This is a genomic window from Bdellovibrio sp. HCB337 (assembly GCF_047302465.1).
In the GTDB taxonomy this organism is placed as follows: domain Bacteria; phylum Bdellovibrionota; class Bdellovibrionia; order Bdellovibrionales; family Bdellovibrionaceae; genus JACMRP01.
The window spans coordinates 1,525,214-1,551,493 of record NZ_CP178621.1 but is presented as its reverse complement, the minus strand read 5'-3'; the positions used below and the strand labels follow the sequence as shown (position 1 = coordinate 1,551,493).

Genomic DNA, 26,280 nt, shown 5'->3' with positions numbered 1-26,280 from the left:
CGCCGACACGACCGTGCCGGCGCAATCCCTAATTCTCTTTAATTCGTGATGTAGACTTGAGTTGTGAACTCGGCCAAAGCAGTCGTTTCAACAACTAGCTTATCAACGTATGCGAGTACTTCAATAATGAGGGTCTTTGCATCATCCCAGCTTTCAGGTTTTTGAATCATCACAAGATCAAAATCAGCGCCGAGATCAATTCCATCTCTACGCAGGATGGTCTCTCTTGCGGTCAGCTTGGTGGCTGTTCCGAAAAGTTTTGCCATTTCCTTTTGGCACTCTTTACGAATGGAGGGCTCTTCACGCTCGTCATTCATGCAAATGAAGACTGCAACAACTTCAATTTTTTGCGTCATCGGCGTATAAGAACGTAAAATTTCAGGTGATGAGTACAAAATCGGTGAAGAGATTTTTTCGAAATAGCGATTGCGTAAGTCAATCCAATCTCTAACCCATAAATCCACATCTTCACGTTCAAGTCTCAAGGTATCCATCGGCCCCGTGATCCACCAGCGTGGAGTGTCGTTGGCGTCCGCAATTTTACCACCGGTTATATAGACTGAGGCAGGAATACCCACCAAAGAATTCAGTTCCAAATAGACATCCAAAAACCGCATATGAGCAAGATCCAGAAGCGCATCTTTTTGGATAGCTTCAGCCTCAGCCTCGCTGGCCCCCAATACATGGGACAGTTCATGAATCATTAAGGCTGCTGTCTCAGCTTCAAAATTAAACTGAGTCAACTTCGGCGCCATCAAATAAGGACTCAAACACAATGCCCCTGCTTGTGAAGCAAAAGTGCTGCCTTCTTTTGGCTGTCCATTCGCATCAAAGCATGGCCCACTCAATCTCACCTCAAAAACCGTCTCTTTAACGACTTTAGTGAGGCTAACCGGTCCCCCAAAAAACTTTGCATAAGAAGACTGAACTTTTTCCGAAGGGCTTAATTGACTAAATTTGGATTCTTGGCGATAGGTCCACGCTAAAACAACGCGGCCGATTTCACCCACTCGATATGCGATCATATCTACATCAACAGGCAATGGATTTGTGGTTCCACCCCCGCCATCACTGACTCCACCGCTGTGGGCTTGCAGTGCAAAGAACATCGTCGCGGCTATTATGAATATCTTTTTTGTCATAGATTCTCCGTGTGTATCACTGAGGGTTGTTTTCATAAAGATATTATTAACGACGACAACCCCCACGGATAGATCATTGTGTTGCATTTAAACCATTGTAACGGTAGTATTACTACCATTATGAAAAACGCCGAAAACCACAGTCTTTTCGAATACAAAGCATATAAGGACTATCTCATTTCACTGGTGGGACCTCGCGATCAGCGCAGCGGCCACCGTGCTGCCATGGCGAAGGCCCTGACTTGCCAGCCGACATATATTTCGCAAGTGCTTTACGGACATGCGCACTTGAGCTTGGAACAAGGCGAACTTCTAAGTGAACACCTCGGCCACACCAGCGACGAAAAACAGTTCTTTTTAATGTTGATTCAAAAAGATCGCGCCGGCACTAAACGCTTAGAGCGGTTCTTTCAAGAGCAGATGGCAGAAATTCTTCGTAAGCGCTTGGTCCTCACAGAACGTCTTGGCGCCAAAACAGTTTTGCCTGAAAACCAACAAGCGATCTATTATAGCTCATGGCAGTACGCTGCGGTTCACGTTGCGATTACCATTCCTGAGCTTCAGACATTCACGGCACTTTGTGAACACTTACGCATTTCAAAATCACGTCTGACGACTATATTGGAGTTTCTTTGCTCTTCGGGATTAGCTAAGCAAGAAGGCACTCGTTTCATCACGGGCGATGTGCAGCTACGTCTGGGGAATACCTCGCCAAATATTATTAAGCACCACACGAACTGGCGCCAGCAGGCGATTGAGTCTCTAGAAAGAGAGACTCTTCAAGATCTACACTATTCAGGAGTTGTGAGTCTCAGCGAAGAAGATGCGATAAAAATCAAAGACGAAACGATGAAGTTCATCCAGGAAACCATTAAAACTATCAAAACGTCCAAGGAGGAAAAACTCTTTTGCCTGAACTTGGACTTTTTTGATGTTAAAAAAATCTAGAGTCTATTTCGCAACACAATGCAGGCGCACAGAGGAAGTAGGCTCATCGTTCACGATGATCGTGTGAGGAAGAACCAAATCCGTGATTTGAAACTTCTGCCCTACAACTGCAGATACAGAAACCTCATCACCGTAATAAGCACCAGTCACGTTCTCGTCATTTTCATAACGAGTGTAAGTCTGAATACCAAGTGCGGCAATAGTAAGCTGAGAACTTTCTAGGTCTTTATTGGCGTAAATGCGAACAACCGAATTATCGCCATCACGAGTATGATCTACATACACCGTGGATGCACAGTTCGCCAAAGAGGGCTCGTACGGGTTCTCGTCAGCAAAAGCTGCAGACGCCTTCTTTGTAATTATAGACATGCCGCTGATTTGGGAAATGTAACTTGCTTCGCAAGTAAAAACCAAGTTGGTATCGCAAGGGGTTGCGTATCCACGAACACCCATGAGCATAACGAAAGAAAATAAAAGAGATTTCATAGTAGAACCTTTCATTGAGATGCGGGTTTTATAAATGCACGAAGGCCCGTCTTCAAGTCAAGGTTCCGTCAGGATAAATTCTTATCTCCACATTTCGGGATACATCAAAAGCAGATCGTCCTCGTTACGGGAATAGCCACCCGCCACGTCATCGATCGCATCACGAACCAAGTAATGGTCCATAATGAACGCCTTGGTATTCACCACCGTCCCGCCAATGTTCTTACGCTGCCATGGAGCCCAGAACATCGGATAGCAGTTCAACTTCTCTGCAACATCATTTGCAAACTCACCGACAGTGATATCTTCATTCTTAAGGGTTTTCTTAATTAAAGCCTCTTGAGTCTTATCCAGACGCTCGCAATATGGAGTTTTATTAGCGGCCTTCCGCTCTTTATTTTCAGCTTGCAGACGATGATTCATTTGCTCAATAAATGCCTTAGAGAACTCCTCGGCAGTCATGGCATGAGCTTGGTTCATTCCGAAAAGAATAAGTCCCAAAAAAACGATCTTTTTCATAGGTACGTCCTTGCTAGAAAAGGCCATCCTAACGGGACCCGAGGGGAAAATCTAAACGGAATGCGGGGTTTGAAAAAGAGTTCTGTTTGTCAAAACTCTAGACAGTTCTATCTAGGCCTTCTTCACGAATTCGGATTTGAGGTTCATAGCACCGAAGCCTTCGATTTTGCAGGCAATATCATGGCCATCGCCCCCATCCATCAAGCGGATATTTTTCACTTTGGTTCCTACCTTAACAACTGAAGAGGACCCCTTCACTTTCAGATCTTTGACAACGACAACAGTGTCACCGTCTTGTAGCACATTCCCATTGGCATCTTTGATCACATTTTCAGCAGGCTCGTCCACTGCGGCATCTTTTGCAGCAGCATGAACACTCCATTCGTGTGTGCACTCGGGGCAGATCCACAGATTTCCGTCTTGGTAGATGTTCTCGGATTGGCATTTTGGACATTGTGAATCGGTGCTCATAGTTCGCCTTTATATAGAATTTTGCAGACAAGAAATAGAAACAAATTTTGATTTCTTTCGTCCCCAGTATTCCTAAATATTGCAAATAAAGAAAGAAAAAATCCTTTGTCCACAGAGCTTTAACACTAGCAACGCCGACAAAATATACCTACTATCCTCTACTCTTGGAGGGTATATTTAGAGATGCAAGACATGCAACAGAGGGCCACAAGGAGGAGCCTCCATAAAAACTCTATTGATAGTGCTTTTGGCACTCATTATTCCAAGCCTCTCTTTTGCATTGGCCACCTCCGAGACGGAGCCTCAAGTCGTCAAAGTGGGAGTCGTTGAGTTCCCCCCTTACATTCAAATTGAAAACAACGGCCAGGTTAGTGGCATGATCGGCCTTGTTCTTGAATATCTCAACGCCGCCCAAGATGACTATGTCTTTCAACCCATTCCCACCTCTGCCATGAGACGACATCGCGATTTTAAGAACGGAATGTACGACCAAAGCTTTTTCGATAACGTCGAATGGGGCTGGGATAAAAGCACCGTCGATGCCACCGATGTTTATATGACCGGCAAAGAGATCTATATCGCGCTAAAAAAACCCGGCCGCGGAGAAAGTTATTTCGCCAATTTCTCGCAGAAGTCGATGGTAGGAATTCTTGGCTATCACTACGGGTTTGCCGCCTTCAACTCGGACCCAACCTATCTTCGGAAAAAATTTAACATGCAAACTTCGACCAGTAACGAAGGCAGCATCAAAATGATTTTGTTTGAGCGCGGAGATATTGCAATCGTCTCTGATGCCTTCTTGAATGAATACTTAAAGCGTCACCCTGATGATCGCAAAAAGCTTTTGATCTCTGAAAAAGTGGATCAGAACTACAATCACACCATCGTCATAAGAAAAAACACCCGCCCCAGCGTTCAAGAGATGAATACACTGATGTCAAAGTTCAAGCAGTCGAAGCAATTTAAACTGCTTCAAGAAAAATACGGCGTTCAGAACTCACAGTAAATCCTACTCTTGCAACGGCGTAAAGCCGTCATGATCTATTCGTATTTAGTAAGGATCTCGGTAAGGGCGTCCAAAATATTCTGGCTCTTTTGCACCCGTTCTTGCACGTAAGGAATATTGCGATAAAGGTTGTCATCCGCACGGATGCAGAAAACCCGCATATCCGCCCAAGCTATGATCAGCACCCCCTCAAGGGTATCAATTTCTTGCCAGTCAGTGCGATTCGGAAGCAGGTCTTTCACAGACCCAAGGTCACCTACCAGTTTAGTAAGCTCATTCTCTGCAGAGCCAATCCCTTCACAGATAGCAAGATCTCTTTCTACAGCCTCATCAACATCACCCGGAGTTATCTGGCTAAGATCCGTGATATATTTCATCTTTATAGAGTACATTTTGACCGTATACTTCGCCATTTTCGCCTCCCAAGGAAGGTCGGTCGTTACGGCCATACTAAGACTTGGAAGTAGCATCAAACAAAATAAAAATGTTTTCATAAACAAATTATTACCTGCACCTGAGAGAATTGCACATAAAAAAAGCCCCGGTCTCCCGAGGCTTTTTTGCTTTGCTCAATTTGCAAATACTAAGCTGATTTGTAATGCTTCTGATATGCAGTCTTCAATTTATCTTCGAAGATCTTTGCAGAGAATGGCTTCACGATGTACTGAGAGGCTCCGGCCAAAACGGCTTCAGTCACTTGATCTCTTTCTGCTTCTGAAGTCAGAAGTACGAAGGGAAGATTTGCCCATTCTGCTGTTGCACGAACGTGCTTCAGAAGATCAATCCCCTTCATATGCGGCATGTTCCAGTCAGAAATAACCAACTGAATGCTGTTGCCTGGAGTATTGCTTTGGATCAACATGCGCAAAGCTTCTTCACCATCGCTGGCTTCTTGAATACTCTTGAAACCCATTGCTTTTAAATGGTTCTTAACAAGATCACGAATCGAAGGCATGTCATCGATCACTAAAATACGAGTGTCACTCGGAAACATAGCGGCTCCTTAAGTTTTCTACACTTTTAGTGTAAAAAACTTTACAGGAACTACACAATGTCTTCTTGAGGGCCTCGACCTTAGTTGGACGTTGAAGTGCTCTCTTTGGCGAACCAAATATAGTCCGCACGAGGACCATACTCCATGGAAGGCTCCACCTCGTTACGAATATCGACCTCGCTAAGGCCTTCCACGTTTACAAAAGAAAACACAACAGGCTTTTGCTGAGTTCGAGCTTCGATTCGATCCGGAAGCCCGCCACCGTATTGTGCGTGAAAATCGCCGACCACAATGACTAAAATCTGTCCTGGATTTTCCTGGATAAACTCCGCTGCTTTCCACGCCATCGTATCGTCCCACACACTTTGCGCGGCAAAGTAGCGCTCGCCCGCTTCAGGAGTTGGCAAGTGAGGCATCATTGAAAGGAAGCGTTTTTTGTAAGAGTCTCTGCCGAGTTGAAACCCCGGCGGCAAGAGCTTTTGCTCTTCTGGAGTTAACCCCGCAAGACCTACCTTCGACACCCGGCTGGTCAAACTTCGGGGAGCATTCAAGGCCAAGGTGCGTTCCCCTTGATCGTAACGTGGGAAAAGCGCCTGCCCTCGGTAAAAATCAAAAGACGGTTGTCCCCATTGGATTTTTTGCAAAAAATCGGCCTCTGTTAGGGCACCCAAACGGTAGTCATCCACCAAAGCCTGATCCGGGTAATAGAAGAACTCTAGGCCCGAAGAGACCTTGTGACCAGCGGCGCGGAGGGCCTCCATCAGTTCCAACTGCCCCTGTTGGGCGGTTTTAAAACCATGGTGTTCGCCCATAACAATGATTTGCCCTGGGCGGATTTTTTGGGCAATTTGCTGAACGGAAATGCGATTTTGGGGGTTTGCCCCCTCGAGAATGGGTATTTCTTGAGCACGGACGGTGATAAAACTCATCACAAGCACTCCAAAAAGGACAATAGCGTTCATTGGTGGCCTTCCCTTCGCTCGAAATTTACCTGTAAATAGTCATTTTGGCTGTTGAAGTTTACAAGGTCTTTTGTTACCTTGGGCCCCTTTGAAAGGGTATTGCGATTTATATATGATGCAACGCCCCACATTTGCAATACGGAGAAAGTATCATGGCAAAGAAGTCTGGAAGAATCATCGTTACTCTTGAGTGCACTGAAGCTCGCGGCGAAGGCAAACCTGTTTCTCGTTACACTACTACTAAGAACAAGCAAAAGACTCCAGGTCGTATGGAAAAGAAAAAGTACAATCCAAACCTGAAGCGTCACACTGTTCACAGAGAGACTAAGTAATCCATGATTCTGACCGACCAGCAGATCCTGGAGAGCATGGGACAAGGGCATATTAAAGTAGAGCCCTTCCTAAAAGAGTGCCTGGGCACAAATTCATATGATGTGCATTTAGGTAAAACTTTAGGAGTCTATGTCGACAGCGTGCTGGACGCGAAGAAGCACAATAAGATTGAACTCTTTGAGATTCCTGAGGAAGGTTACGTCCTAACTCCCGAAAACTTCTATCTTGGAGTGACTCAGGAATACACAGAGACTCTCAAACACGTCCCTTTCCTTGAAGGTAAATCCAGCGTCGGCCGTCTTGGCATCGACATTCACGCTACTGCTGGTAAAGGGGACGTTGGTTTCTGCAACTTCTGGACATTGGAAATCTCGGTTAAAAAACCAGTTCGTGTCTACGCAGGAATGCCGATTGGCCAGTTGATCTATTTCGAAGTTAAGGGCGGCGTTAACACCCCTTACAACACTAAAGCTTCTGCAAAATACAACGACAAGACTGCTATTCCAGTTGAGTCGATGATGTGGAAGAACCGCTTCTAGTCTCAAAGCACATTGAGAAAATAAAAAGCCACTGACATCAGTGGCTTTTTTTATTTCTCATTCTACGAAGTGCAACTTGGGACCCAACCGCCACTATGCCTGAGAAAACGATCCACTCGCTTAACTGATTAACGAGTTGCCGACGGAAGTCCATCGGCGCATCCATGGGTGGGTAACTTAGCAGCGCTATCATAAATGTGCCGATTACCAAGGCCCCCGCGATCGAAGCCTCTTGCCACCCGCGCAGGACTGCCAAAGATACGATGACCAAAGGAAGCCACACCACGAAGAAGTAAAAGCTGAATGTGTGCCCTATCAAGCCGCTTACAACCAACTTCAAAATCAGCGGAGCGCTCGCTGCCATCAAAGACAGAAGAATAAAAACCAAATCATTGCTTCTAATTTTTTGTATGACTGAATTCATACCCCATTGTGGATACGAAGACTTTCACCTGTCAACGAAGCTCATGGAAAAGCAGACTTATTCACCAACGTTTCACATTTCTTTTCCCATCAATGAAACTTTGCTTCATGAGTATTTGTTATTCTGAGAGCGGTTGAAAAAGCTCGATCACATTTCCAGAAGGGTCTTCACACAAAACCTGTGATCCTCCGGGGCCTTTGATGACATGATTACGGAAGTAAACACTCTTTTTTTGAAGGTTACTTACAAGGCTCGATAGATCTTCGACCTGCAATACAAATCGATTCCATCCTCCCGGTTCTGGTTTTCTTGCATCTGGCATCGGTTGAGCCGCGGATGAAGCAGGTCCCGCAAGCCACAAAGATAGACCGTCTTTCGTGACAACGGCCATAGCCGGACCAAATTGTTGTCTTAAATCAAAGCCCAATAGCTCTGTATAAAACCGAACAGCTGCTTCTACGTCTTTTACTAAATACCTGACTGTCACCATAGCGCCCCCAAAATGTGATTCTGTTGTGTCTACGTGGAAAATAGAAATTTTTAATTGAAAAGTAAAACTATCTCTACTAATCACAATCGTTAGTTATGCTAAACATTCCTGATCTCAACCGAGTAAAAGTCTTTTATTTTGTCTACACCTTAAAAAGCTTGGTTAAGGCGGCAGAAGCATTGAACATCACCCGCTCTGCCGTCAGCCAAAGCCTCAAAGCCTTGGAAGAAGAGATGGGCACGAAGTTATTCATTCGTGATAGCAAACGAATTCAACCGACTGTCCCTGGAGAAGCACTTTTTCAATCCGTTGAACCCTTTTTGAACGATCTTCAATCAACAGTCCGCCAAATCGAAACAGGAAAAAAAGAAGCCGTGGGACATCTGCGTATTGGCGCGCCACAAGATTTTGGCTCAACCCACCTCACAGATATTATCATTCAATTCCGCAAGAAACACCCGCAGATCTCTTTCGAACTCTATCTTGCGACACCCGTTTCTCTTTTAGAACAAATTGAAAAGGGTCACCTGGATTTAGCCTTTGTCGACAATGGTGACATTCATGCCAAAAACTTTCCTGTTTCGATAGTGACAGTGATGAAAGAGAGTTTTGTATTAGCGGGATCGAGGGAATACCTTCAAAAGAATATAAAACGAGGAAACCCAAACTTAGGGGACTTGAAGAAGCTCGACTTTATCGACTATCTTAGTCATGCACCAGTGACTAAAATGTGGTTCCGACATCAGTTTGGCAAAACTCCTACAAACCTTAACATTGTATTCTCTGCGGAGAGTGTCAGAGCCGTCATAGCAGCCGCGAAAGGCGGACTGGGTCTCGCAGTCGTTCCTGAGCATATGATTGAAAAAGACATTGAATCTGGTCGATTAAAGGTTATTTCTGGTGCTGGCCGAAGTCTTATCAACCAGATAGTTCTCGCCCGACGTTTAGAAAAACCAACAACTGCTCGAGAAAAAGAGTTCATTGATTTTTATAAGAACTACTCGCCCCTATCGAATCGATAATGCGAACAATAAGGTCCGGCTTCGCAGCATTTCGCGGATAAGAGAAATAAAAAAGCCACTGAAGTCAGTGGCTTTTTTATTTTGAAAGTTAGCTTCAAGCTAATTTTCTTTTTTCTCGACTAGTACGAACCAGCGTTGATTGCTAAAGCGTCTTGAGACAAAAGCTTGTAACGAAGCCAGTTTACAGAGCCATCAGCATTCAACTTAGCACCATAAACAGCAGTTGTTACTTCTTGGCCATAAGCTTCAGTCATCAATTGCTCTAAGATGTCCAAATCAGCAAAAAGTTTTGGAGCAGCTTCCGCTAAGCTCTCTAGGCTTAAACTACCTTCGATGCGGCCATGGTCATAACGGCTAATAACGTCATAGTAACCATTGCTGTAACGAGAATACTTCGTCATACGAAGTGCGTAGTCCGTGTTATCGATCTTTTGAACAACAGCGTTCAATTTCTCTTGATTACGAGTAGCTAAAGTCTGATCGACTTTGCCTTCGTTAGCGGCTTTTTTACCAGCATGTACGCCAGCTACGATACCGCCAGCAATCACAACACCAAGAATTGGAGCTGCAAAGATGAATGCTTGAGCAGAACCTGCTGCCACAGTGCTAGCCATTACGATAGCAGCGATTTTTTTAGTCATAGAAAACTTCATTCTAATTCTCCCTTTATAAGGCGTTAGTTTCGGCAGAGAATAACCTACCGTAACGCCGCGCGCCATTAATATGTTATTAATTTATGTCGGTATTGGTAATATTTTATTACCCATTATGTGAGCTCAAAGGCGCTGAAGCCATCAATGGTATCCTCCAAATAAAAAGCGCCCGACTCTTTCGAGTCAGGCGCTCTTGCTAGCAATTGAAACTTAAATGCTTAAGCAGTTTTCATGTTGTAACCAGTGTGCTTGGTTCCAGTTGTCATGTGCTTTTTCATTTTCATGTAACGTTTGAAATCTTTTGTGTAAGCCTTCTTGAAAGTTGTCTCGTGCTTGTTGAAAACTTTGTCCAACCATGTGTAATAAGTTGTGTACAAGTGGTTTGACAAGAAGTTGCAGTACCATGTTACAGGCATGTCTGCAGACATTGTGAACTTCTTAGAGAAACCAACGATTTCTTTATTGAAAAGAGTCCACCACTTTGTCGCTTCAGTTTTGTGAACGAAGTTGCCCACGAAGTAGTTGCGGTTTTGATAAGTGAAACCGACTTCCCAGCCCTGACCTACAGGTTTGCAATAAGATTTGAAAGTATATGGGCCGTATTTGTAAGACTTTGTTTTTGTCATTGATGCCTTCCTTTTTTTGTTGGCGTGTTAAGACAAAATCCATCATCAAACAAAGATTTGCTGATCCCCACCACTTTTTTCTTATCTGTAAAATACCTGCGGATGAGAATAAAAACTGGTCTCTGGTCAGAAGTGTCAGTTTGTCTGTCCGAGTTCTGACTCATTGTTTCTTCGGAACACTCGAACAGCAGACTGTCGTTCAATACTCTTGAAGGCCCAAGATCTCTTTGCAGGTTTCCATCTGGCGATTAATTTCAGCGATGGCTTTTTCAAGGCGAAGTTGCTCGCGTGGATCGACTTCCGTTTCCAAGGCTGCAAGTACGATTGGATGTTTTTTCAACCACGAGCCCTGTTTTGAAGCGTAGTTTTCGGGAACTCCCGATCTTAAGGCTGCCATTCGTGCGTCCCCGTCTTTCAGGTATTCCACGATGAACTTCAAGGTCTCAAGGGTCAGTAGTTTTTTATGGGCCTTGAGTCTTTGTGAAAACCCGACCTGTCTGATGCGCATGTAGCCTCCGCTGTATTAGCCCTTCTTTGATTCCGCATCAGTTTTTTTAATTTGTCACCCTTTCTGATTTTGGTCATCCTAAGATCTTAAGGAGTAATCACCATGGCATTATTTGAAGCGCGATCCATCGCCTTAAAAAATGGCAAGACCATCACCCTTCGCCCCGTTTTGCCGGATGAAGCTGAAGCTTTTCTCGCGGCGTTTTTAGATATTTTGGCAGACTCCCCTTATGTGCTTAGCACTCGCGAGTCTGCAGCGAAAAAGAAAACCGTCGAGACTCAGCGTAAGTGGATCGAAGACAATAATAACAATCCGCGAGCATTACTGCTCATCGCCGAAGACCAAGGCCGCATCGTCGGTATTTCCAACATGCTTGGTTTTGATGGCAAACGCTTTCATCGCGGTGGCTTCGGCATGAGTATTCATAAAGACTATCGTGGACAAGGACTCGGCGAAGCTTTGCTGGGCACATTGATTGATCTATCCGCGCAAATAGAAGGACTTCGTTATTTAGAACTGAACGTCATGAAGCAAAATGAAGCGGCCTATAAACTCTATCAGAAATTCAACTTCAAAGAGGTCGGATTTTTACCAGGGGCCTATCAGCAACCTGACGGCAGCTACACTGATGATATCAGCATGTATCTAGAACTTTAACATGAATCCCAAGTTAAAAGGTCAGATCTTACTCGTAACCATCATCAGCCAAATGCTAGCCTTGCCTGGGTCATTTATTGTTACTGTGACAGAATACTTCCATATCAGCTTTAGTCGCTCACTGCGCCCACGAACGTTTGCACAGATGGATACTTTTGGCGATGTCGCTTCATTTTGGTTTCGCTGGTGGCTCATCTTCACAATTGTCGGCCTCTTGCTTTGCTGGGCCTCTAGCAAAAAAAAGAATCCCTAACGTTAGCAAAACCTAGTAGCGAACAAAAAACCCTTCCCTAGTCCTTGAGGGCTATGGAAGGGGGTCGTTTTTTAGACTCTATTCAGCTTTAGCTGTGAAAGTGGCGAGTGGCTTCGTAGAGGAACCACGAGCGTTTTTCAGTCTCGTCGATCCATACTTCAATCAAAGATGCACTGGCAATATCATGATGTTCATCGCACACATCGTGAGCTTCTCGCAAAGCCGCTGTCAATGCTCTGTTATCTTGATGAAGTTCCGAAAGCATATCTTCCGGAGTCACAAAGTCCGCATCGTTGTCAGAAATCCGTTGCAGTCTTGCGACATGACCAATAGATCGCAGAGTAGTACCGCCGACTTTGCGGACACGCTCTGCTAAGTGATCAGTCATTGCAAAAATTTGATCCGCTTGTTCATCCAAAAGAAGGTGCAAATCACGGAAGTGAGTTCCGCTCATGTGCCAGTGGAAGTTTTTGGTTTTTAGATATATTGCATATACATCCGCTAAAACCAAATTCAAAGCTGCTGAAATATCCTTTGTCGCTTTTTCTCCCAAATCGGTGGGCGTGCGCAAAGGAGCCATCATTGAGTCACGAGATGACTTACGCGTTTCTTGTTTTTCTGTTCTTTCAGTTCTGTTCATATAACCTCCGCGTAGATTATATGCGAACCCCGACGGGACCTCTTGTCCATTTTTGTACACTAAAAGGTCACACCTGTTTTCTGCCAAACAACAGAATTGCCACATTCCGTTGTGCTAGAAATCACTTCTTTTTAGTCTTCAAAAGTTTTTCTAACCACTCGTTGGTGAGCTTCTCAAGCACATCCATTGGCAAAGCACCGTTACGAAGAACTTGATCGTGGAATTCGCGAACATCAAATTTTTCTCCGAGAGCCGTGCGAGATTTATTACGAAGCTCTGAGAACTTCAACTGCCCGACTTTGTAAGCCAGAGCTTGCCCTGGCCACGTGATGTAGCGATCCACTTCCACCTCGGCCTCTAACTGAGACTTCGGCATTGCATTGATAAAGTAATCAATAGCCTTTTGACGACTCCAACCTTTGGTGTGAATACCAGTGTCTACCACCAAACGAACCGCGCGCCAGATTTCATAAGTTAACTGACCGTAACGAGAATACGGATCCTTATAGAATCCCATCTCAGCGCCAAGAGATTCGGCGTAAAGAGCCCAGCCCTCGCTGAAAGCTGTATACCCTGCATTTTTTCGAAACTCTGGCATTTCCGGAAGCTCTTGGCCAACCGCGATTTGCAAGTGATGCCCAGGAGCCGCTTCATGTAAAGTCAAAGCCTCCATGCCCCACTTCGGACGTGCTTTAAGGTCATAAGTATTTGCAATAAAATACCCGGCACGTCCGCTCTTAAGGGATCCGCCCTCGTAATAGGCTGTTGGAGCTTCCTTGGCTTTATACTCTGGCATTTCTTTGACGCCGTAAGGGAGTCTCGGCAACGTTTTAAACAGCTTCGTCAATTCAGGGTCGACGCGTTTTGCAATATCTCGGTAACCTTTTAAAAGTTCTACTTTATCTTTGTAGAAGAATTGATCGTCCGTCAGAAGAAACTTATTAAAATCCTGAAGACTGCCTTTGAATTTAACTTGGGATTTGACAGCTTCCATATCGTTCGTCAAACGCGCCACTTCTTTCAAACCAAGGTTATGCAATTCATCAGAGGTCATCTTCGTCGTGGTATGCATACGAGACATATAGTTGTACCAAGCTACCCCATCAGGAAGGTCCGTCATCGCGATGCTTTCACGAGCACCAGGGATATACTGAGTAACTACAAAGGCCTTTAGCTTCTTGAGTGCTGGATAAGCCTTCGCTTGAATCACTTCAAGAGCTTTCTTCTTTAGCTCAAGTTTTTGCTCGACTGTGATGTCAGCACGAATATCTGTAAATGGCTCAAACAAGGGGCTGTCTTCGACTTTTTCTGTAAGGACACGGTCAAACTGCGCTGGCACTCGAGTTAAAAACATTTTCACCGGAGTGACTTTAATTTTAAGACCTTCTTTTAACAAAGTTTCAATTTGTTCTTCGAGCTCTGGGACTTTATCAAGACGTGCTATACGATCTTCGTAATCTTTTTTTGTCGCCGTCGGCATAGCTTCCATCATGTCAGTCACACTGGTATGCAAACCTCCAAGATGATCTAGAACTAAGACCTCTTCAGGAAACTTGCGGCCCTCGATAGCCATTTCAAGACCTTGCAAATACAAATCATAAGAAACACGCTCATTCTCGCTAAGGCCTTTACGTGGGATTTTCTTAAAAATCGCAAGTTCACAATCTAGCTCTTTTTCACGGCGTTGAATGGCCTGCATAGACATGTCCGTCCAACGATCGTTCTGGCCAGGGTGCCCCATATAGGTCGCAAACTCTGGGTGCTCAATAAGGTCATGATTCCATTGAGCCTCTAGATAGCGTTTGAACTTCAGTGTAGCGCTGCCTTGAGCCGTTGCTTTTTCAAGAGATTTACAGATATTTGCGGCTTCTGCAGACACCGACAAAAAACAAACACTAGCAACTAATGCCAAATAGACGAAACGCATAAGAACCTCATTTCAAACCCTAAGTCGACCGTACAAGCTGTAGCCTGTCAATGTCTGAAAGGCTTACGAATTCATTCTTGAATCTTTGCAAAGACCTTGGTGTGATTAAGAAATGTTTATAGCGAGAATATTTCTTTTATTTTACCTTTGCGTTATCACCTCTACCCTCCTATTCCCGTGCAAATCTTTTGCAGATGATTTTGCCAACGACGAGGGAATCTCTAAAGAAAAGCTGACGGAATCGATTCTAAAAAATACCAGTCTAAAACCTGAGCAAGTCGAAGAGCTCATAAAGACACTTCAAACGCAATTTGATGTAAAACCCGATCAAGTCATTCCAATTAAGGGCTATCTTTATGCCAGTGGTATTAACGGCGCTCTTTTTGTAGATCATGACACCTGGTATTTTGATGCCACATTGAAGGTGCCAGGCTCTGAAGAGCTTATTGATATCCGCGAACTCTTCTTGTGCGATTTTCACAACGGCGGTTTAAAAATTGAAGTTGCCTACAAATGGATGTTCACCTTTATTCCTAAAGGTGTGAATGTCGATCAACTTCATGGTGCCGTCTATGGGCGTGGCATTGGTTTGGTTGCCGAAACCTTCCTAGGCTTGGAGGGCTCATGGATGCCCGCTCAAAATAGAGCCCACGACGTTTTCCATGTCGCGCTTAAGGCCGGATTTGGTGGTGGCGTCGTCTTTCCAAAGATGGAGTTTAAAATGCGAAAGATCATCGACAAGGCGAACCGCACCACCGTAAAGCTTTAAAGACCAAATTTTCTTAAAGAGTTGGAAGCTCAGAAGCCCCTTCTTCTGTCACAGCATGCAGGTTGAAATTCAATTGAAAGAGCTTACGACCATGGAAGTCGTCTCGATCGAACTTACCAAGGCTTTGTTTTACAAAGATCTCGAGGTCTTTAAGATAATCGGCAAATTCTTCCTCGGACATTGCTACCATAATGCTGCGATAGCGTCTTTCGCTGGCAGGTCTTGAAAATGCCTGCAAAGATTCATTGAGGCACTGGCGATGATAGTTAATCAGCACTTCGCTGCCCAACTGCTCCGGCACCTTAAAAGATTTCGTTTTAGCCTGCCATTGAACTTTATCTGAGATTTGTTTTTCGACCAGGTCCATTCCTTCAAGCTCGGCCAGAGCTTCAGCGACTTCTACAACCGGCAATCGCAAGAGATGCGCCAAACTTTCAACGGTCTTGTTGATGTCGTTAAAACTCAAAAGCGTCTGCAAGCGTGGATACAGGGATTTTAAAACAAACTTTGCAGAGTCCTTCATTTCGTCCTGTGCATAATCCAACCGAATCAACTGACGCAGCCTACGGCCATAAAGATTACGATCTTCTGCGGTTCGAGCTTTGGAATACAAAACCAAAAGATTAAAGTATTCTCGTTCGACGCTGTCCAAATTAAGATGATCACAAATCACTTTTGAAGTTTGATTTGTAAGCGCCCTGCGGCCAACAATGATTTGCCTCAAGAAAGACCTGTTACTGAGCCCCAGCTCATACGCCCATACCTCATATGAAAAACCAGGCTCGGTGCCTTTTCGGAACTCATAGAGATCTTTTAAGTAATCATGAATGTTTAGATAGGTTTTCAGATCAGGTTTCGTGATTTTTTTATTCATATACTTGTATCCCAGCAGCTATTTTCCCCTCTGTAAAGGCTAGGCGTGAGTGCAAACATGCTCACAATGGAACCATGCAAGCAAAAAATGCCGTCTTCGTCGAAATGCCCGTCGGATCTAAAGCAAAGAAACAGCTTTAGGCGCATTTTGCACTTGGCCCTCTATTTGCTAACCCCTTCTTCGTCCAACAAAACCTTTAAGCAATCCGCATTTAAGCGCGCAGTTAAAGGCACCAACGACAAAAGGAAATTGTATGAAAAAAGTAATTTTAACTATGGCTCTGTTCATGGGATTCAACGCATCTGCTGGAACAGGCGACGTAGGATCTGCAGAAGGCCCTCGTTTTAGCGCCTTCGTAGCGAACAACGTATTGTACGCTACTATCTTGGGTGACACTTGCAACCACTACATTGCGGAATTGAAAGTCTCTCCAATGTGCCTTGCAGGACGTTTGACAAAGAACTACGCAGAAGTCTGCGAAGCTACGTTGCAAGTTGGCGGTACTGAGTTGTACTGTGGTACAGACACAAAACCACGTGTTCTTCAAATCGACTTGAAAAATGCCGAAATCACCAGTGAAGCGAAAGTTTTGGAGCTAGAATACCTCGGTCGCACGATCGAAGTTCAACTCGAAAAGTAATAAGCTACTGACAAAAAGGACGGATACATTCCGTCCTTTTTTTATGTCTAAGTCTGCAAAATTCTCAAAGAAGGCCTTGTCGAACCAAGTGCGATCTCCTATCCTCGAAACTCGGACTTAGCAAGTCAGCTCATCAAGGGGGAATCCATGATTGATCACACAGGCGTTGCCGTCAGCAATTTTGCAAAAAGCAAAGAGTTCTACTCAAAGTCTTTAGCCCCATTGGGATACAAAATTCTTGCAGAAATCCCAGCAGCAGTCACGGGCACTGAAGACGTTGCTGGATTTGGCGAACCCCCGAAGCCAGATTTCTGGGTTCACAGTGGAACTCCCCAAAGACCTCACGTGCATGTCGCTTTCAGAGCAAAAACCAGAAAACAAGTCGATGAGTTTTATGCTGCTGCTATTGCGGCAGGCGGAAAAGACAACGGCAAACCTGGTCCACGTCCCCACTATCACGCTAACTACTATGGCGCGTTCGTATTAGATCCAGATGGTCACAACATCGAAGCTGTTTGCCACGAAGCCAACGTCTGAGGAACCCCAATGAAATATATCAAGTCTGACCACTATCTGATCGACTACAGAAAAAACTCCAGAGAGTTTCTAGGATCCTTCTATGCCACTAAAGAGTTTTCCCAAGCCCAAGGGAAAATTGTTTTAGTAAGCTATCCTCTGAACACGCGACCAAATGCCTCGATCGTCCTTGAAGGAGCAGACAAGCTAGGATTCAAAACCTACGTGGACGGTCAAGAAGCCCCCGTCTCTTCCGGGCGTTTCCTGAATACAGACTATGAAGAAATGATTTTTGGCGCTGACTTAGCAGAAAAGGGCCTAAATATTGATGGCACAATCACCAAGGTCTCTGACGATATGTTTGTTTCGACAAAAACTGTAAGGATCAAAGCAACAGGCGAGATCGGCGCCGTGATTCAAGAAATCATTCGCTACCTCAGCAAAGAGGATTTCGAAAAAGCGACTGCAAAAACCTAAGAAATGGGCATATGCCGATTTACTTCGGGGTCGGTAAGCTCTTGTCGTAGACAACGATATTTAACTTTGCCTTTTCGGCCTCGAACCACTTGGCGTATTCCAGCTTCGGAAACGACACCACTTCCAACTCGTAGGACGTCGGCGACGGTTTGTTATGATAGTAAAGCACTAACCATGCCTCACCAAAATTGATCGGCATTGGCGCAACCTGACCGGGTTTTAACCCCACCAACAGCTCATTCCATTTATTGTAATCACCATCGCCGCTCTCTAATGAAGGTGTCATACCCGTTTTCTGCGAGTGCTTTGGCGTATTTTTGTCGACCGTGTCTTGAGAAGACTCCAAAGACTTCCATTGGACTCCGTCTTTTTCACTAACAAGTACCTTCTGTGGCACCAGATTCTTTTTTATTGCTGCTTGCCTAAAACCATTTTCAGAGGTTTGTGCTTGCTTCAAAAAATCCAAGGCAGGCTGAACGCTGCTCGCTTGAATTTTTTCGTCATTTAAAAAGAAATCATAATAAATCACGCGATCCACAAGCGTCGGCAATATGAAAACACTTCGATAGGCCTCTGGAGTCTCTTTGAATATATCTTTGATCGTTTTCAATTGCTCAGGATTTCGGGTGTTCTTTTCAATGCGCTCTTCTTCTTTTTGCAAAACATCGTTAGGAAATGGAATCGAGTGATTTTTTAGTATCTCGTAATGGATGGCACTTTTTATTAACTGGTATAAACCCATCGAGCGTTTTTCTTCCGGAAACGACAGACGGATGATTTGATCGCGGTACAGAGCTTCGCTGCGACGGATACGGGTATCCCCAACGCGCGCCAAAACGGGGTCACGAAAATGAAAATACCAAACCCCCGAGGCAACGAGTACGCCCGCAAGTCCAAGAACTGCATATTGTTTCTTTGAAAGACCAGTCATCGCGAAAAGCTTTCCCCTATTCCCAATCATCTTACTTATTGCCGAAACAACAACGAGTGAGTCGCGAGCTAGACCGAATGGTGTGGCTGTGGCTTTTATTTTTGAGACAGAGACTTGGCCATGATGACTACTCTTGATCGTCGAACTCAGGAGATTTACGAATCTCATCCTCTTCAGCTTCGCTGATCATCTTCGCTTGCTTTTCTTTAGCAGCAGCTACTTGATCGGCGATGTAACCAAGAATTGCAGCAAGGTCTTTACGATCCGCTGAAATCACTTTCCACTTCTCTGGATCACGTCTCCATGGAAGCCATTTGAACAAGAAATCCTTCACGCCGCCTGGAGGCTGACCGTAATACAGAATGTAGTAAAACAGAGCGTTCAGATCTTTCTGCTTAATCAGATCTTGGTCCTTTGTAAGCTCCATCAGGATGCCCTTAAATGACGGAAAAGCACCTTCCGCTTCGGCCAAGTTGATACGACCATTTTTATTGGTGTCGTACTTTGCCATCGTCATTTCGATGTACTGGATTACGTGAGGAGCCAAATCCGCGTCGACCAAACGAACCGTGTCCTGCTTGTTTGGAACGTGACCTGCAGCTTTCAAGATGTTTTGCAAAAACTCAGCGGTGTCTTCGAGATCCAATAATTTGAAGAATCTCAAATACTCCGGAGTCGCCGTCATGTAGTTTGCAGTCTGCTCTAAGTAGATCTTACGCAAACATGCTTCAGCAATCACAGGATCGGTTTTTAACTTTGCCGGAGAGATGCAAACTGCTTCGACGTCCTTACGAAACATGTTGTTCACAGTGATGCCGGAAATGATCATCCCAGCGATATCAGCGGTCTCTTGAAAGTTCATGAAACTATCGCCGTTGCTGTGAGCGACAAAGATATTAGCCTCGCGAAAACGGGATTCCATAAAGGTGGTGTTCTTCTCGTCCAGGAGTCCCATTTGCACCACCACAGGCTTTACCAAGTCAAAGACCACCTGTGCTTCTTTTAATTCCACACCTTCAAACTTTTTAAGACGATCGAGGCTCGTCGTTGTGCCTCTAATTAAAGTGCGACTGATTAAGCGATTCAAATTCAAGCGCGCCACGCTCGCCATATCGTAGTTTGGCGGCACAATATTCGTGATAACCAGACGGCTTTCAGAATCAATCGTCTGTTGAACATTGCCCGCGACGATCAAAGCCATCTCGGTCAAACCCGTTTTAAGTTCTGCAGAGATCTTGGACTCTTTCAGCTTATTCTGGATCGCAGTTTGCAAATTCACAGGCTTCATCGGGATCGAAGTCTGGCTATACAAGAACTTTTCAGTCTCGTACCAAATTTGCATTTCCGTGCGAAGAGTTTCAATGCTTACCGGAGTAATACCATTGGGTCGTACACCCTTTAGACGCAACTCTGGAGGCAAAAGAATACGGTTTAGAATCACCTTCACAACTTGATCGATGGACTTCGCATCCAAGTCTTTAGGAATCAATTCAAGCTCTGACAAGCGATGTGCAATCAGATTCAACTCGTCGGCCGTAATAATTTGATTCTTCTTCAAAGTTACGATGTCTTTTACAACCGCAATAACTTGATCTGAAAGCTTTTTGAAAGACTCTAAGAACTGAGACGTTCCGTAGTTTTCGTTTTTCAAGAAGTAGTTATGATACAAGAACGAGCCATAGAAACGACCCGCATACTTCAAGAATGGTCCCCATTGTTCTTTCTTAATGTAAGTGTCGTTTTCAGAGAAGACGATGTTTTTTACGTCTTTAATGATTGGCAGATACTTAGTAATTTGTACTGCCAATTGCTCTTCAGGCTTATCTTTTGGATACAAACGATCGATCTCAGTTAAAAGACCAACCAAGCTTTCCATATTGTATGAGTCTTCTAACAAAGTCCCAAGCTCTGTGGCACTTAATTGCAAGCTGTCTTGAGCCTGCTTAAAGAACTGCTGAGCGGCATTGTGGCTAAAGTTCGAGTGATCCCACTCAAGGCTGTACACCGCATAGTACGGCATAAAGTTTTCAACAATCCCTTTAAGCCCAGATACTTTGTTTTTACCACGTTCGAAGTCGCGGCTATTGATACTGTTTTCGCTACCACCGAAAACCACTTTTTTAAGCTTCATGGCTTCGCTGACTAGTTTTTCAGAAACACGGAACTCTTTCCACATGTCTGAGAAGGTCAACATGATGTCGGTCACTTCTTGTTTGGAAATACAAGACAACACTTCACGCGTGCCGTTAGAGCGCTTAACAGTTCCACAAGAAGGATCTACTGGTTTTTGCTCTAACAAATCTTGGAAGGCGCCCAAAAGGTCTTCTACAGAGCGAGCAAGGTATCCCAAACGGATGCCAGAGCCAGTATCTGAAGCAGATTTAATGAAGTAGAAATAACGCAAATACTGCAAATATCCACGCACGCCCAAAAGAACGAAGCTTCTCCACTCTGTTGGACCGATCTTATCTTGGTCGCCACCAGAAACGGCTTTCTTCACCTTTTTGATGACTGGCATAAGCTTGTCAATTTGACCAGCGATTGGCCAATCCTGATTTACGAAGATCGAGAACTCACGAATGAACGTCGAAAAATGATCAAGCTCATAGGTCTGATTGTTTTCAACAATCATGTTCGCCAAAGAGCGAGCAGCGTTTTGAATTTCGTCGCTGGCGTTTTCAAAATAACGAATGTCTTCTTGGACATTGCCAGAACTTGCAATCGACCATTTTTGCGAGATCAGCTTCATGTAAGGGTTTAAGTGCAATGAAATGCTCTTAAGCTCGCCCAACATGTTGATGATTTTATCAAGTTCAGCACGAGTCACGTATTCAATGCTGCCACCCAAGAAGAGCTGCTTGATTCTCATGAACTCGGTACGAAGTTCAGTGCTGAGCTCGGCACTGTTTGGCGCCAAGAAGTTTTCTCTTAAGAACGCTGCTAACTCGTCAGCTTCGAATCTGTCAGAGGCACGTCCATAAACGTATTTTTTAAATTTTTTAATCGCCGTCGAAGCACAATCCCAACCGCTGGCAACAGCTTCAGGAGTCGCAGTACCCTCGATGAACTTTTCGATGACTGGCTGAAGGCTGGATAAACACTGAGTGCCTTCCATCTTCGTTTGTTCAGGTTCTGGCGGAGCCTCGCCCACTTTTGGCGTACAAGATGTGAGCAAGAAAACTATGCTCATCACTAGGCTGATATTCTTTTTAGAAAACATAAGTCATACCCCCGTATACGCGATCATTCGCGCGATACTGGTTGAGGAAGCTCGAGGTTTTGGTGGTATTTTCTTCCGCGCCCAGGAAATCCGCCCCCATTACCAAAGCCCATTCTTGGCTTGGGTAAAACAGGAACTCTGTATTTACCATCGAGCCTTTTTGTTCTTGGTCATAAAGGTAAGAAAACTTTGTTACTAGAGGGCGGCGATAGATACGCACCAGCTCCCCTTGCACCTTTACCTTGACGGCGTTGGTGAATTTTAAACGTTGATCATAGAGGTTGATATCATCGGCAGTACCATCACTGACGATATCCTGAATTTTACCGCCCTCGACGCGCAGATAATTCAACTGCATCATAATTGAACGCGACAAGAAGCTTGGAATAGTCACATCAAGGCTTGCAGAGTATGCACGAATGCCTGAAAGTTTTTGGATTGCCCAGTCAGGATCTGGCAATTTTTCTTCGGGGTCGTCTCGCATGTAGGACAAAGTCCCACGCACATTCCCATGTGTGTAACCTAAATCCGCCGACGCCACGTTATGGTAAGTCACGTCCGGAGACACGATCACACCCACGTCATTCGTCATAGCCACTTTGATATTACGTTTTAGCAAAAGTTGATTCACTGGAGTGTGGCCATAGCTTGCCACCGCCCACGCACCGCTTTCTTTGTTACCAGCACGAGCCATCATCGCATAACCACCGTGACTTGCGAGCTTCGCGGTCTCGGGAATACTGAGCTTGTAAGTGATGATCATCGGTGAACTAGCAAAATCCACAGTACGACTTGGAGCATGGTACCAGCGGCTGTCAGCAACAAGGCCGCCACCTTCTTCGCGAACGTCAGGGCCCATACTCGGAATAAACATTGGAGTCACGAAACCCAAGATCTGCCAGTTCTCGCGATTCACATCCAAGAATGCGCCCGTCAAGCCCTGCTCTTCAGGGCGAAGAGAGTCCAACTCGTAGAACGGTTGCCACACACCCAAGTTCCAGTCGTGGTCCATCTCACTCCAGTTGTTTTTCTTACGACCGACGTAAGCGCGGAAGCTCGATGTACGCGGAGAGGTGTAAAGCTCGTGCACCACAAAGTGCGAAAGGTTTTGCGAGAAGAAGGTACCGGCAGAAACGTCTGCCGCATTTTCAATCCAGTCGTTCTCGCCCACATAGCTTAATTGACCGGACAAGAATTGGCTGTAGTTCAGCTTTGGATTGTCTGGCAACTCTGTGAAGTACTTCATGCCCTCCAAACGAACGTGGCCATAAGCACGGTGTTTGCTTTTTTGGTTGTCGGTCAAAATGTCGGTTTTGAGTTGAGGCAATGGTTCGATGGCAACAGAAGAAGCCGAGGCTACTTTGGTTCCTTTTGCTTTTCCTTTGGCTGGGGCAGCGAAGGCTTTTCCAAATAGCAAAGCGGCCAGCAGGTAAACTGCCAGCACTAGAAATACTTGTCTTGGAACCCCCACGCGGGCTGTAGAATTCAGCGCCTTCACAGGTGACGTAGAAAATCGGATTTCAGCCATTCAGTCAATGCCTCATGCCTTATAAAGGCCCTTTAACAGCTCCAGTTGCTTCCCGTATGACACGGTGAAAAAAAACATCACATTCTCTGCATATTTTTCAAGCATACCAGAGCTCATTGGCAAGACTGGCGTGCTTAAGGCGCTGCTCTTCACTGAGATAGGCCCAGGAATGAGGAGATAAGGCGGCGCGCATTAGGAATTCGAAAAAGGTGTTATGACGACGAAGCGTTCTCTTCATCCGATGAGACTTCATGGGATTAAAATGACCTTGGAGATTAAAGAGTTGCAGTGGATTCTTCTTCACCCACATCCATGATCCCATTTCTAAACACAAAGGCAAGTAAACCCCCGTGTTAGGACCATTTTCCGTGTATTGGTCGTAGAGATAATCCCAAAGATCCCCATGGGTTGTGTAGTTCAGAGCCTGAGGCTCGACTCGATAAAAGTGATGTGGATAGGTACGATCAAACAAGGCTTTGAAGGCGTGAGCCTCCGCAATGCCCGGATAGGGTTTCGAAGTCTTCGCGTATGGGAACCAAATCTGATCTTGCAGACCAAAGCCCGAGTGGAAATCCACCGTGATTGCGAGCTTCGAGCGAAAGACCTCGCTTCGAACAGCGTCGACAACGGCTTGAGCCTCGACCTGCATAGCCGTTCCCACCTCGCCCCGGTACCATGGCAACTTCGAGGAATAGCGCTGCCCGCCTAAGAGCCTTGGTGGGTGCTCGCCCTCGACCGGCGCGTTTCTCATCAAGTCTACCCCTTGAGGGTTGCTGCGGGTTTTTTGCAAAATCCCGATGGGATTCACGATTGGGATAAAAAACACACGCAGGTTTTTAAGCGAGTGCTTGAGTCCCTCGTCCCACAAAAGCAGCTCTGTAAACGAGTGCAGAAGCGAAATACAAACTTGCGAGCCAATGCGCTCAAGTCCGTGCACTCCCCCAATGAGTCCGATGACGGGTGCCTCGGGGTCTTCACTGCCAAAACTCAATTTGTGAATGGGAAGTTTTAAGGAGTCCTTCTGGCTGTATGCCAAAACCTCACTTCGGACCAAGGGTCCTAGTTCCTGGATGATTTTCTCTAATTGCGCAAGTTCTGGAAGCATGAAGCAATTATTTTGCGCTTTCTTTGAAACACCAACTGTTAACGCTGAAGGTTATTTTTTGCTCTCAGATTTTGGAGCCTATAGAGTCTAAGAACACCTAGGAGGTCCCGATGAATGCGCAACAACTTCTCGATTTGATGTGGAAGGATTATTGCCAACTCAACCCTGCTGCCAAAAAGATCCATGATCTTTTCGTTGCCGAGGGCGAAACCGTTCTGAATGACCACATTGCCCTGCGCACTTTCGACCATCCCCGCTTGGGACTGAAAACTTTAGCCCGTCAGTTCGAGAAATTCGGCTACGTCGCTAAAGACGAATACTTCTTTGTTGAAAAGAAACTTTATGCAAAACACTGGGAACATCCAGATGAGACTCAACCAAAGATTTTCATCAGTGAATTGCAGCTTGAAAAAGTATCGCCGTTTGTTCGCGAGCAAGTGAATAAAATGGTCGATCAAATTCCGGATTCTGTGATTCAGTCTGAAACTTTCTCGGTCTGCGGTCGCCCTTGGAAAATGAGTTACCAAACTTACAGCGAACTTGCCAAAGAAAGTGAATACGCTTCTTGGGTGGCGGCGCACGGTTTTAGACCAAACCACTTCACTGTTTTCATTAATCCTTTGAAAAAGTTTAACGACATTTTGACTCTGAACAAGTTCATCACTGCGAAGGGTTTCCCGTTGAATAAATCCGGTGGCGAGGTCAAGGGAACTCCAGCTGACTTCCTAGAGCAAAGCTCGACGATGGCGAGTGAAATCCCAGTTCAGTTTAGTGATGGCACTCACAGTATCCCTGGATGTTATTATGAGTTTGCTAGACGCTATCCGATGGCCAACGGAAAATTGTATCAAGGTTTTGTCGCGAAATCCGCGGACAAGATTTTCGAGAGCACGAATAAAATGTAGTTCGAACGAAGGGGCCTTAAAAGGCCCCTTGTAATTTGACATCGTCAAAACTCAGCGAAAACTCTCTCTTAAAGTAAATTGAGTCTTTTACAAGAGGAGTTTCCTATGTTGAAAACCGCAATCCTCATTCTGTTTTTGTGGACAACGACCGTTTGGGCAAAACCCGTAACCACTGTCGACCATGTCGATCTTCCCCGCTATATGGGCACTTGGTATGAAGTGGCTTCGATCCCGCAATTCTTTCAACGAAAATGTTTTTCAGACACGAAGGCCGAGTACTCGCTTCTTTCAAACAACAGAGTGCGCGTTTACAACTCGTGCCTGACTCGTGACCGAAAACTGATTGGCAGCGAGGGCCGTGCGAAAGTCGTCGACAATATGACCAATGCAAAACTGAAAGTAACCTTTGCCAACTTAGGCGAGCGCTTTTTGTATGTCTTTGGTGGCAAGTATTGGATCATTGATCTGGATCCGAACTACCGCTACGCGGTTGTCGGCCATCCAAAACTCACCTATGGCTGGATTCTATCGCGAGACCCACAGATGAAAGACGCCGACATGCACGATCTACGAGATATCCTGACGGCGAAAGGTTACGACACCTGCAAGTTCATGATTACACCACAAAGACACGGTTTCACCACGAAGGGCCGCTTGTGCGACCTCGTGGGCTCCGAGACTTTGCAACAAGCTCGAGCGGACTAAAGCTTGAGGG

General features: G+C 45.2%; 32 protein-coding genes. 13 read left to right on the top strand and 19 right to left on the bottom strand.

Features of this window, described 5'->3' with window-relative positions; genetic code table 11:
* Positions 1-38: 38 nt before the first annotated feature.
* Positions 39-1,142 carry a hypothetical protein gene (locus ACLWBB_RS07570; RefSeq protein WP_413291013.1) on the bottom strand — a complete coding sequence of 368 codons (1,104 nt, stop codon included), beginning with the start codon at positions 1,140-1,142 and terminating at the stop codon, positions 39-41.
* Between the two features lie 120 nt (positions 1,143-1,262).
* On the opposite strand from ACLWBB_RS07570, the gene ACLWBB_RS07565 reads away from it, so the two are divergent.
* Positions 1,263-2,090 (top strand): TIGR02147 family protein, encoded by an 828-nt coding sequence (locus ACLWBB_RS07565; protein WP_413291012.1) that lies wholly within the window; start codon positions 1,263-1,265, stop codon positions 2,088-2,090.
* A 3-nt stretch (positions 2,091-2,093) separates the two neighbouring features.
* Here ACLWBB_RS07565 and ACLWBB_RS07560 read toward each other — a convergent pair whose 3' ends face one another.
* From ACLWBB_RS07560 to ACLWBB_RS07550, 3 genes are all read right to left on the bottom strand, one after another.
* Positions 2,094-2,576 carry a hypothetical protein gene (locus ACLWBB_RS07560; protein WP_413291011.1) on the bottom strand — a complete coding sequence of 161 codons (483 nt, stop codon included), beginning with the start codon at positions 2,574-2,576 and terminating at the stop codon, positions 2,094-2,096.
* Between the two features lie 81 nt (positions 2,577-2,657).
* Positions 2,658-3,095 carry a hypothetical protein gene (locus ACLWBB_RS07555; protein WP_413291010.1) on the bottom strand — a complete coding sequence of 146 codons (438 nt, stop codon included), beginning with the start codon at positions 3,093-3,095 and terminating at the stop codon, positions 2,658-2,660.
* A 111-nt stretch (positions 3,096-3,206) separates the two neighbouring features.
* On the bottom strand, positions 3,207-3,566 hold the full coding sequence (locus ACLWBB_RS07550; protein WP_413291009.1) for a zinc ribbon domain-containing protein YjdM: 360 nt from the start codon (positions 3,564-3,566) through the stop codon (positions 3,207-3,209).
* A gap of 247 nt (positions 3,567-3,813) precedes the next feature.
* On the opposite strand from ACLWBB_RS07550, the gene ACLWBB_RS07545 reads away from it, so the two are divergent.
* On the top strand, positions 3,814-4,572 hold the full coding sequence (locus ACLWBB_RS07545; RefSeq protein WP_413291008.1) for a substrate-binding periplasmic protein: 759 nt from the start codon (positions 3,814-3,816) through the stop codon (positions 4,570-4,572).
* A 35-nt stretch (positions 4,573-4,607) separates the two neighbouring features.
* On the opposite strand, the gene ACLWBB_RS07540 is transcribed toward ACLWBB_RS07545, so the two are convergent.
* From ACLWBB_RS07540 to ACLWBB_RS07530, 3 genes are all read right to left on the bottom strand, one after another.
* Positions 4,608-5,066 carry a hypothetical protein gene (locus ACLWBB_RS07540; RefSeq protein ID WP_413291007.1) on the bottom strand — a complete coding sequence of 153 codons (459 nt, stop codon included), beginning with the start codon at positions 5,064-5,066 and terminating at the stop codon, positions 4,608-4,610.
* Between the two features lie 89 nt (positions 5,067-5,155).
* Complete coding sequence (locus ACLWBB_RS07535; protein WP_413291006.1) at positions 5,156-5,566, bottom strand: response regulator; 411 nt, start codon at positions 5,564-5,566, stop codon at positions 5,156-5,158.
* Positions 5,567-5,646: 80 nt separating this feature from the next.
* Positions 5,647-6,528, bottom strand: a complete 882-nt coding sequence (locus ACLWBB_RS07530; protein WP_413291005.1) for a ChaN family lipoprotein — start codon at positions 6,526-6,528, stop codon at positions 5,647-5,649.
* A gap of 152 nt (positions 6,529-6,680) precedes the next feature.
* Between ACLWBB_RS07530 and rpmG the strand changes: the two genes are divergently transcribed.
* Positions 6,681-6,860: a 50S ribosomal protein L33 gene (gene rpmG / locus ACLWBB_RS07525; RefSeq protein WP_413291004.1), complete on the top strand. Its 180-nt coding sequence runs from the start codon at positions 6,681-6,683 to the stop codon at positions 6,858-6,860.
* A gap of 3 nt (positions 6,861-6,863) precedes the next feature.
* Positions 6,864-7,400, top strand: a complete 537-nt coding sequence (dcd, locus tag ACLWBB_RS07520; RefSeq protein ID WP_413291003.1) for a dCTP deaminase — start codon at positions 6,864-6,866, stop codon at positions 7,398-7,400.
* Positions 7,401-7,437: 37 nt separating this feature from the next.
* Here the strand turns inward: dcd and ACLWBB_RS07515 are convergent, their stop codons facing one another.
* Together ACLWBB_RS07515 and ACLWBB_RS07510 are read right to left on the bottom strand one after the other, a co-directional pair.
* Positions 7,438-7,824, bottom strand: a complete 387-nt coding sequence (locus tag ACLWBB_RS07515; RefSeq protein WP_413291002.1) for a hypothetical protein — start codon at positions 7,822-7,824, stop codon at positions 7,438-7,440.
* Between the two features lie 118 nt (positions 7,825-7,942).
* Entirely contained in the window at positions 7,943-8,314 is a 372-nt protein-coding gene (locus tag ACLWBB_RS07510) for a VOC family protein (protein WP_413291001.1), read from the bottom strand.
* A 95-nt stretch (positions 8,315-8,409) separates the two neighbouring features.
* Between ACLWBB_RS07510 and ACLWBB_RS07505 the strand changes: the two genes are divergently transcribed.
* Positions 8,410-9,336 carry a LysR family transcriptional regulator gene (locus ACLWBB_RS07505; RefSeq protein ID WP_413291000.1) on the top strand — a complete coding sequence of 309 codons (927 nt, stop codon included), beginning with the start codon at positions 8,410-8,412 and terminating at the stop codon, positions 9,334-9,336.
* Positions 9,337-9,455: 119 nt separating this feature from the next.
* Here ACLWBB_RS07505 and ACLWBB_RS07500 read toward each other — a convergent pair whose 3' ends face one another.
* From ACLWBB_RS07500 to ACLWBB_RS07490, 3 genes are all read right to left on the bottom strand, one after another.
* Complete coding sequence (locus ACLWBB_RS07500; RefSeq protein WP_413290999.1) at positions 9,456-9,989, bottom strand: hypothetical protein; 534 nt, start codon at positions 9,987-9,989, stop codon at positions 9,456-9,458.
* A gap of 218 nt (positions 9,990-10,207) precedes the next feature.
* A complete protein-coding gene (locus ACLWBB_RS07495; protein ID WP_413290998.1) occupies positions 10,208-10,615 on the bottom strand; it encodes a hypothetical protein in 408 nt (135 codons plus the stop codon).
* Positions 10,616-10,814: 199 nt separating this feature from the next.
* Positions 10,815-11,123, bottom strand: coding sequence for a hypothetical protein (locus tag ACLWBB_RS07490; protein ID WP_413290997.1), 309 nt, complete (start codon positions 11,121-11,123; stop codon positions 10,815-10,817).
* Positions 11,124-11,225: 102 nt separating this feature from the next.
* Between ACLWBB_RS07490 and ACLWBB_RS07485 the strand changes: the two genes are divergently transcribed.
* Positions 11,226-11,780 (top strand): N-acetyltransferase family protein, encoded by a 555-nt coding sequence (locus ACLWBB_RS07485; RefSeq protein ID WP_413290996.1) that lies wholly within the window; start codon positions 11,226-11,228, stop codon positions 11,778-11,780.
* 1 nt (position 11,781) lies between these two features.
* The gene (locus tag ACLWBB_RS07480; RefSeq protein WP_413290995.1) at positions 11,782-12,033 is read left to right on the top strand and encodes a hypothetical protein; all 252 of its coding nucleotides are present in this window, start codon (positions 11,782-11,784) and stop codon (positions 12,031-12,033) included.
* 88 nt (positions 12,034-12,121) lie between these two features.
* Here ACLWBB_RS07480 and ACLWBB_RS07475 read toward each other — a convergent pair whose 3' ends face one another.
* Positions 12,122-12,616 (bottom strand): Dps family protein, encoded by a 495-nt coding sequence (locus ACLWBB_RS07475; protein WP_413291592.1) that lies wholly within the window; start codon positions 12,614-12,616, stop codon positions 12,122-12,124.
* A 178-nt stretch (positions 12,617-12,794) separates the two neighbouring features.
* The gene (locus tag ACLWBB_RS07470; RefSeq protein WP_413290994.1) at positions 12,795-14,600 is read right to left on the bottom strand and encodes a DUF885 domain-containing protein; all 1,806 of its coding nucleotides are present in this window, start codon (positions 14,598-14,600) and stop codon (positions 12,795-12,797) included.
* 112 nt (positions 14,601-14,712) lie between these two features.
* Here ACLWBB_RS07470 and ACLWBB_RS07465 point away from each other — a divergent pair, with 112 nt between their 5' ends.
* A complete protein-coding gene (locus ACLWBB_RS07465) occupies positions 14,713-15,369 on the top strand; it encodes a hypothetical protein (RefSeq protein ID WP_413290993.1) in 657 nt (218 codons plus the stop codon).
* A gap of 13 nt (positions 15,370-15,382) precedes the next feature.
* Here the strand turns inward: ACLWBB_RS07465 and ACLWBB_RS07460 are convergent, their stop codons facing one another.
* A complete protein-coding gene (locus tag ACLWBB_RS07460; RefSeq protein ID WP_413290992.1) occupies positions 15,383-16,243 on the bottom strand; it encodes a TIGR02147 family protein in 861 nt (286 codons plus the stop codon).
* Positions 16,244-16,496: 253 nt separating this feature from the next.
* On the opposite strand from ACLWBB_RS07460, the gene ACLWBB_RS07455 reads away from it, so the two are divergent.
* The 3 genes from ACLWBB_RS07455 (at position 16,497) to ACLWBB_RS07445 (ending at position 17,876) form a co-directional block, all read left to right on the top strand.
* Positions 16,497-16,883, top strand: a complete 387-nt coding sequence (locus tag ACLWBB_RS07455) for a hypothetical protein (protein WP_413290991.1) — start codon at positions 16,497-16,499, stop codon at positions 16,881-16,883.
* Positions 16,884-17,030: 147 nt separating this feature from the next.
* Positions 17,031-17,420 carry a VOC family protein gene (locus ACLWBB_RS07450; protein ID WP_413290990.1) on the top strand — a complete coding sequence of 130 codons (390 nt, stop codon included), beginning with the start codon at positions 17,031-17,033 and terminating at the stop codon, positions 17,418-17,420.
* A gap of 9 nt (positions 17,421-17,429) precedes the next feature.
* Positions 17,430-17,876, top strand: coding sequence for a hypothetical protein (locus tag ACLWBB_RS07445; RefSeq protein WP_413290989.1), 447 nt, complete (start codon positions 17,430-17,432; stop codon positions 17,874-17,876).
* A gap of 19 nt (positions 17,877-17,895) precedes the next feature.
* On the opposite strand, the gene ACLWBB_RS07440 is transcribed toward ACLWBB_RS07445, so the two are convergent.
* From ACLWBB_RS07440 to ACLWBB_RS07425, 4 genes are all read right to left on the bottom strand, one after another.
* Complete coding sequence (locus ACLWBB_RS07440) at positions 17,896-18,807, bottom strand: hypothetical protein (protein WP_413290988.1); 912 nt, start codon at positions 18,805-18,807, stop codon at positions 17,896-17,898.
* Between the two features lie 127 nt (positions 18,808-18,934).
* The gene (locus ACLWBB_RS07435; RefSeq protein ID WP_413290987.1) at positions 18,935-22,027 is read right to left on the bottom strand and encodes a hypothetical protein; all 3,093 of its coding nucleotides are present in this window, start codon (positions 22,025-22,027) and stop codon (positions 18,935-18,937) included.
* Positions 22,017-23,555 carry a transposase gene (locus tag ACLWBB_RS07430; RefSeq protein ID WP_413290986.1) on the bottom strand — a complete coding sequence of 513 codons (1,539 nt, stop codon included), beginning with the start codon at positions 23,553-23,555 and terminating at the stop codon, positions 22,017-22,019. The genes ACLWBB_RS07435 and ACLWBB_RS07430 overlap by 11 nt, the downstream gene beginning before the upstream one ends.
* Before the next feature lie 97 nt (positions 23,556-23,652).
* Positions 23,653-24,660, bottom strand: a complete 1,008-nt coding sequence (locus ACLWBB_RS07425; protein ID WP_413290985.1) for a M14 family zinc carboxypeptidase — start codon at positions 24,658-24,660, stop codon at positions 23,653-23,655.
* Between the two features lie 110 nt (positions 24,661-24,770).
* Between ACLWBB_RS07425 and ACLWBB_RS07420 the strand changes: the two genes are divergently transcribed.
* Positions 24,771-25,565 carry a DUF1338 domain-containing protein gene (locus ACLWBB_RS07420; protein WP_413290984.1) on the top strand — a complete coding sequence of 265 codons (795 nt, stop codon included), beginning with the start codon at positions 24,771-24,773 and terminating at the stop codon, positions 25,563-25,565.
* A gap of 105 nt (positions 25,566-25,670) precedes the next feature.
* Positions 25,671-26,270: a lipocalin family protein gene (locus ACLWBB_RS07415; RefSeq protein ID WP_413290983.1), complete on the top strand. Its 600-nt coding sequence runs from the start codon at positions 25,671-25,673 to the stop codon at positions 26,268-26,270.
* Positions 26,271-26,280 lie beyond the last annotated feature (10 nt).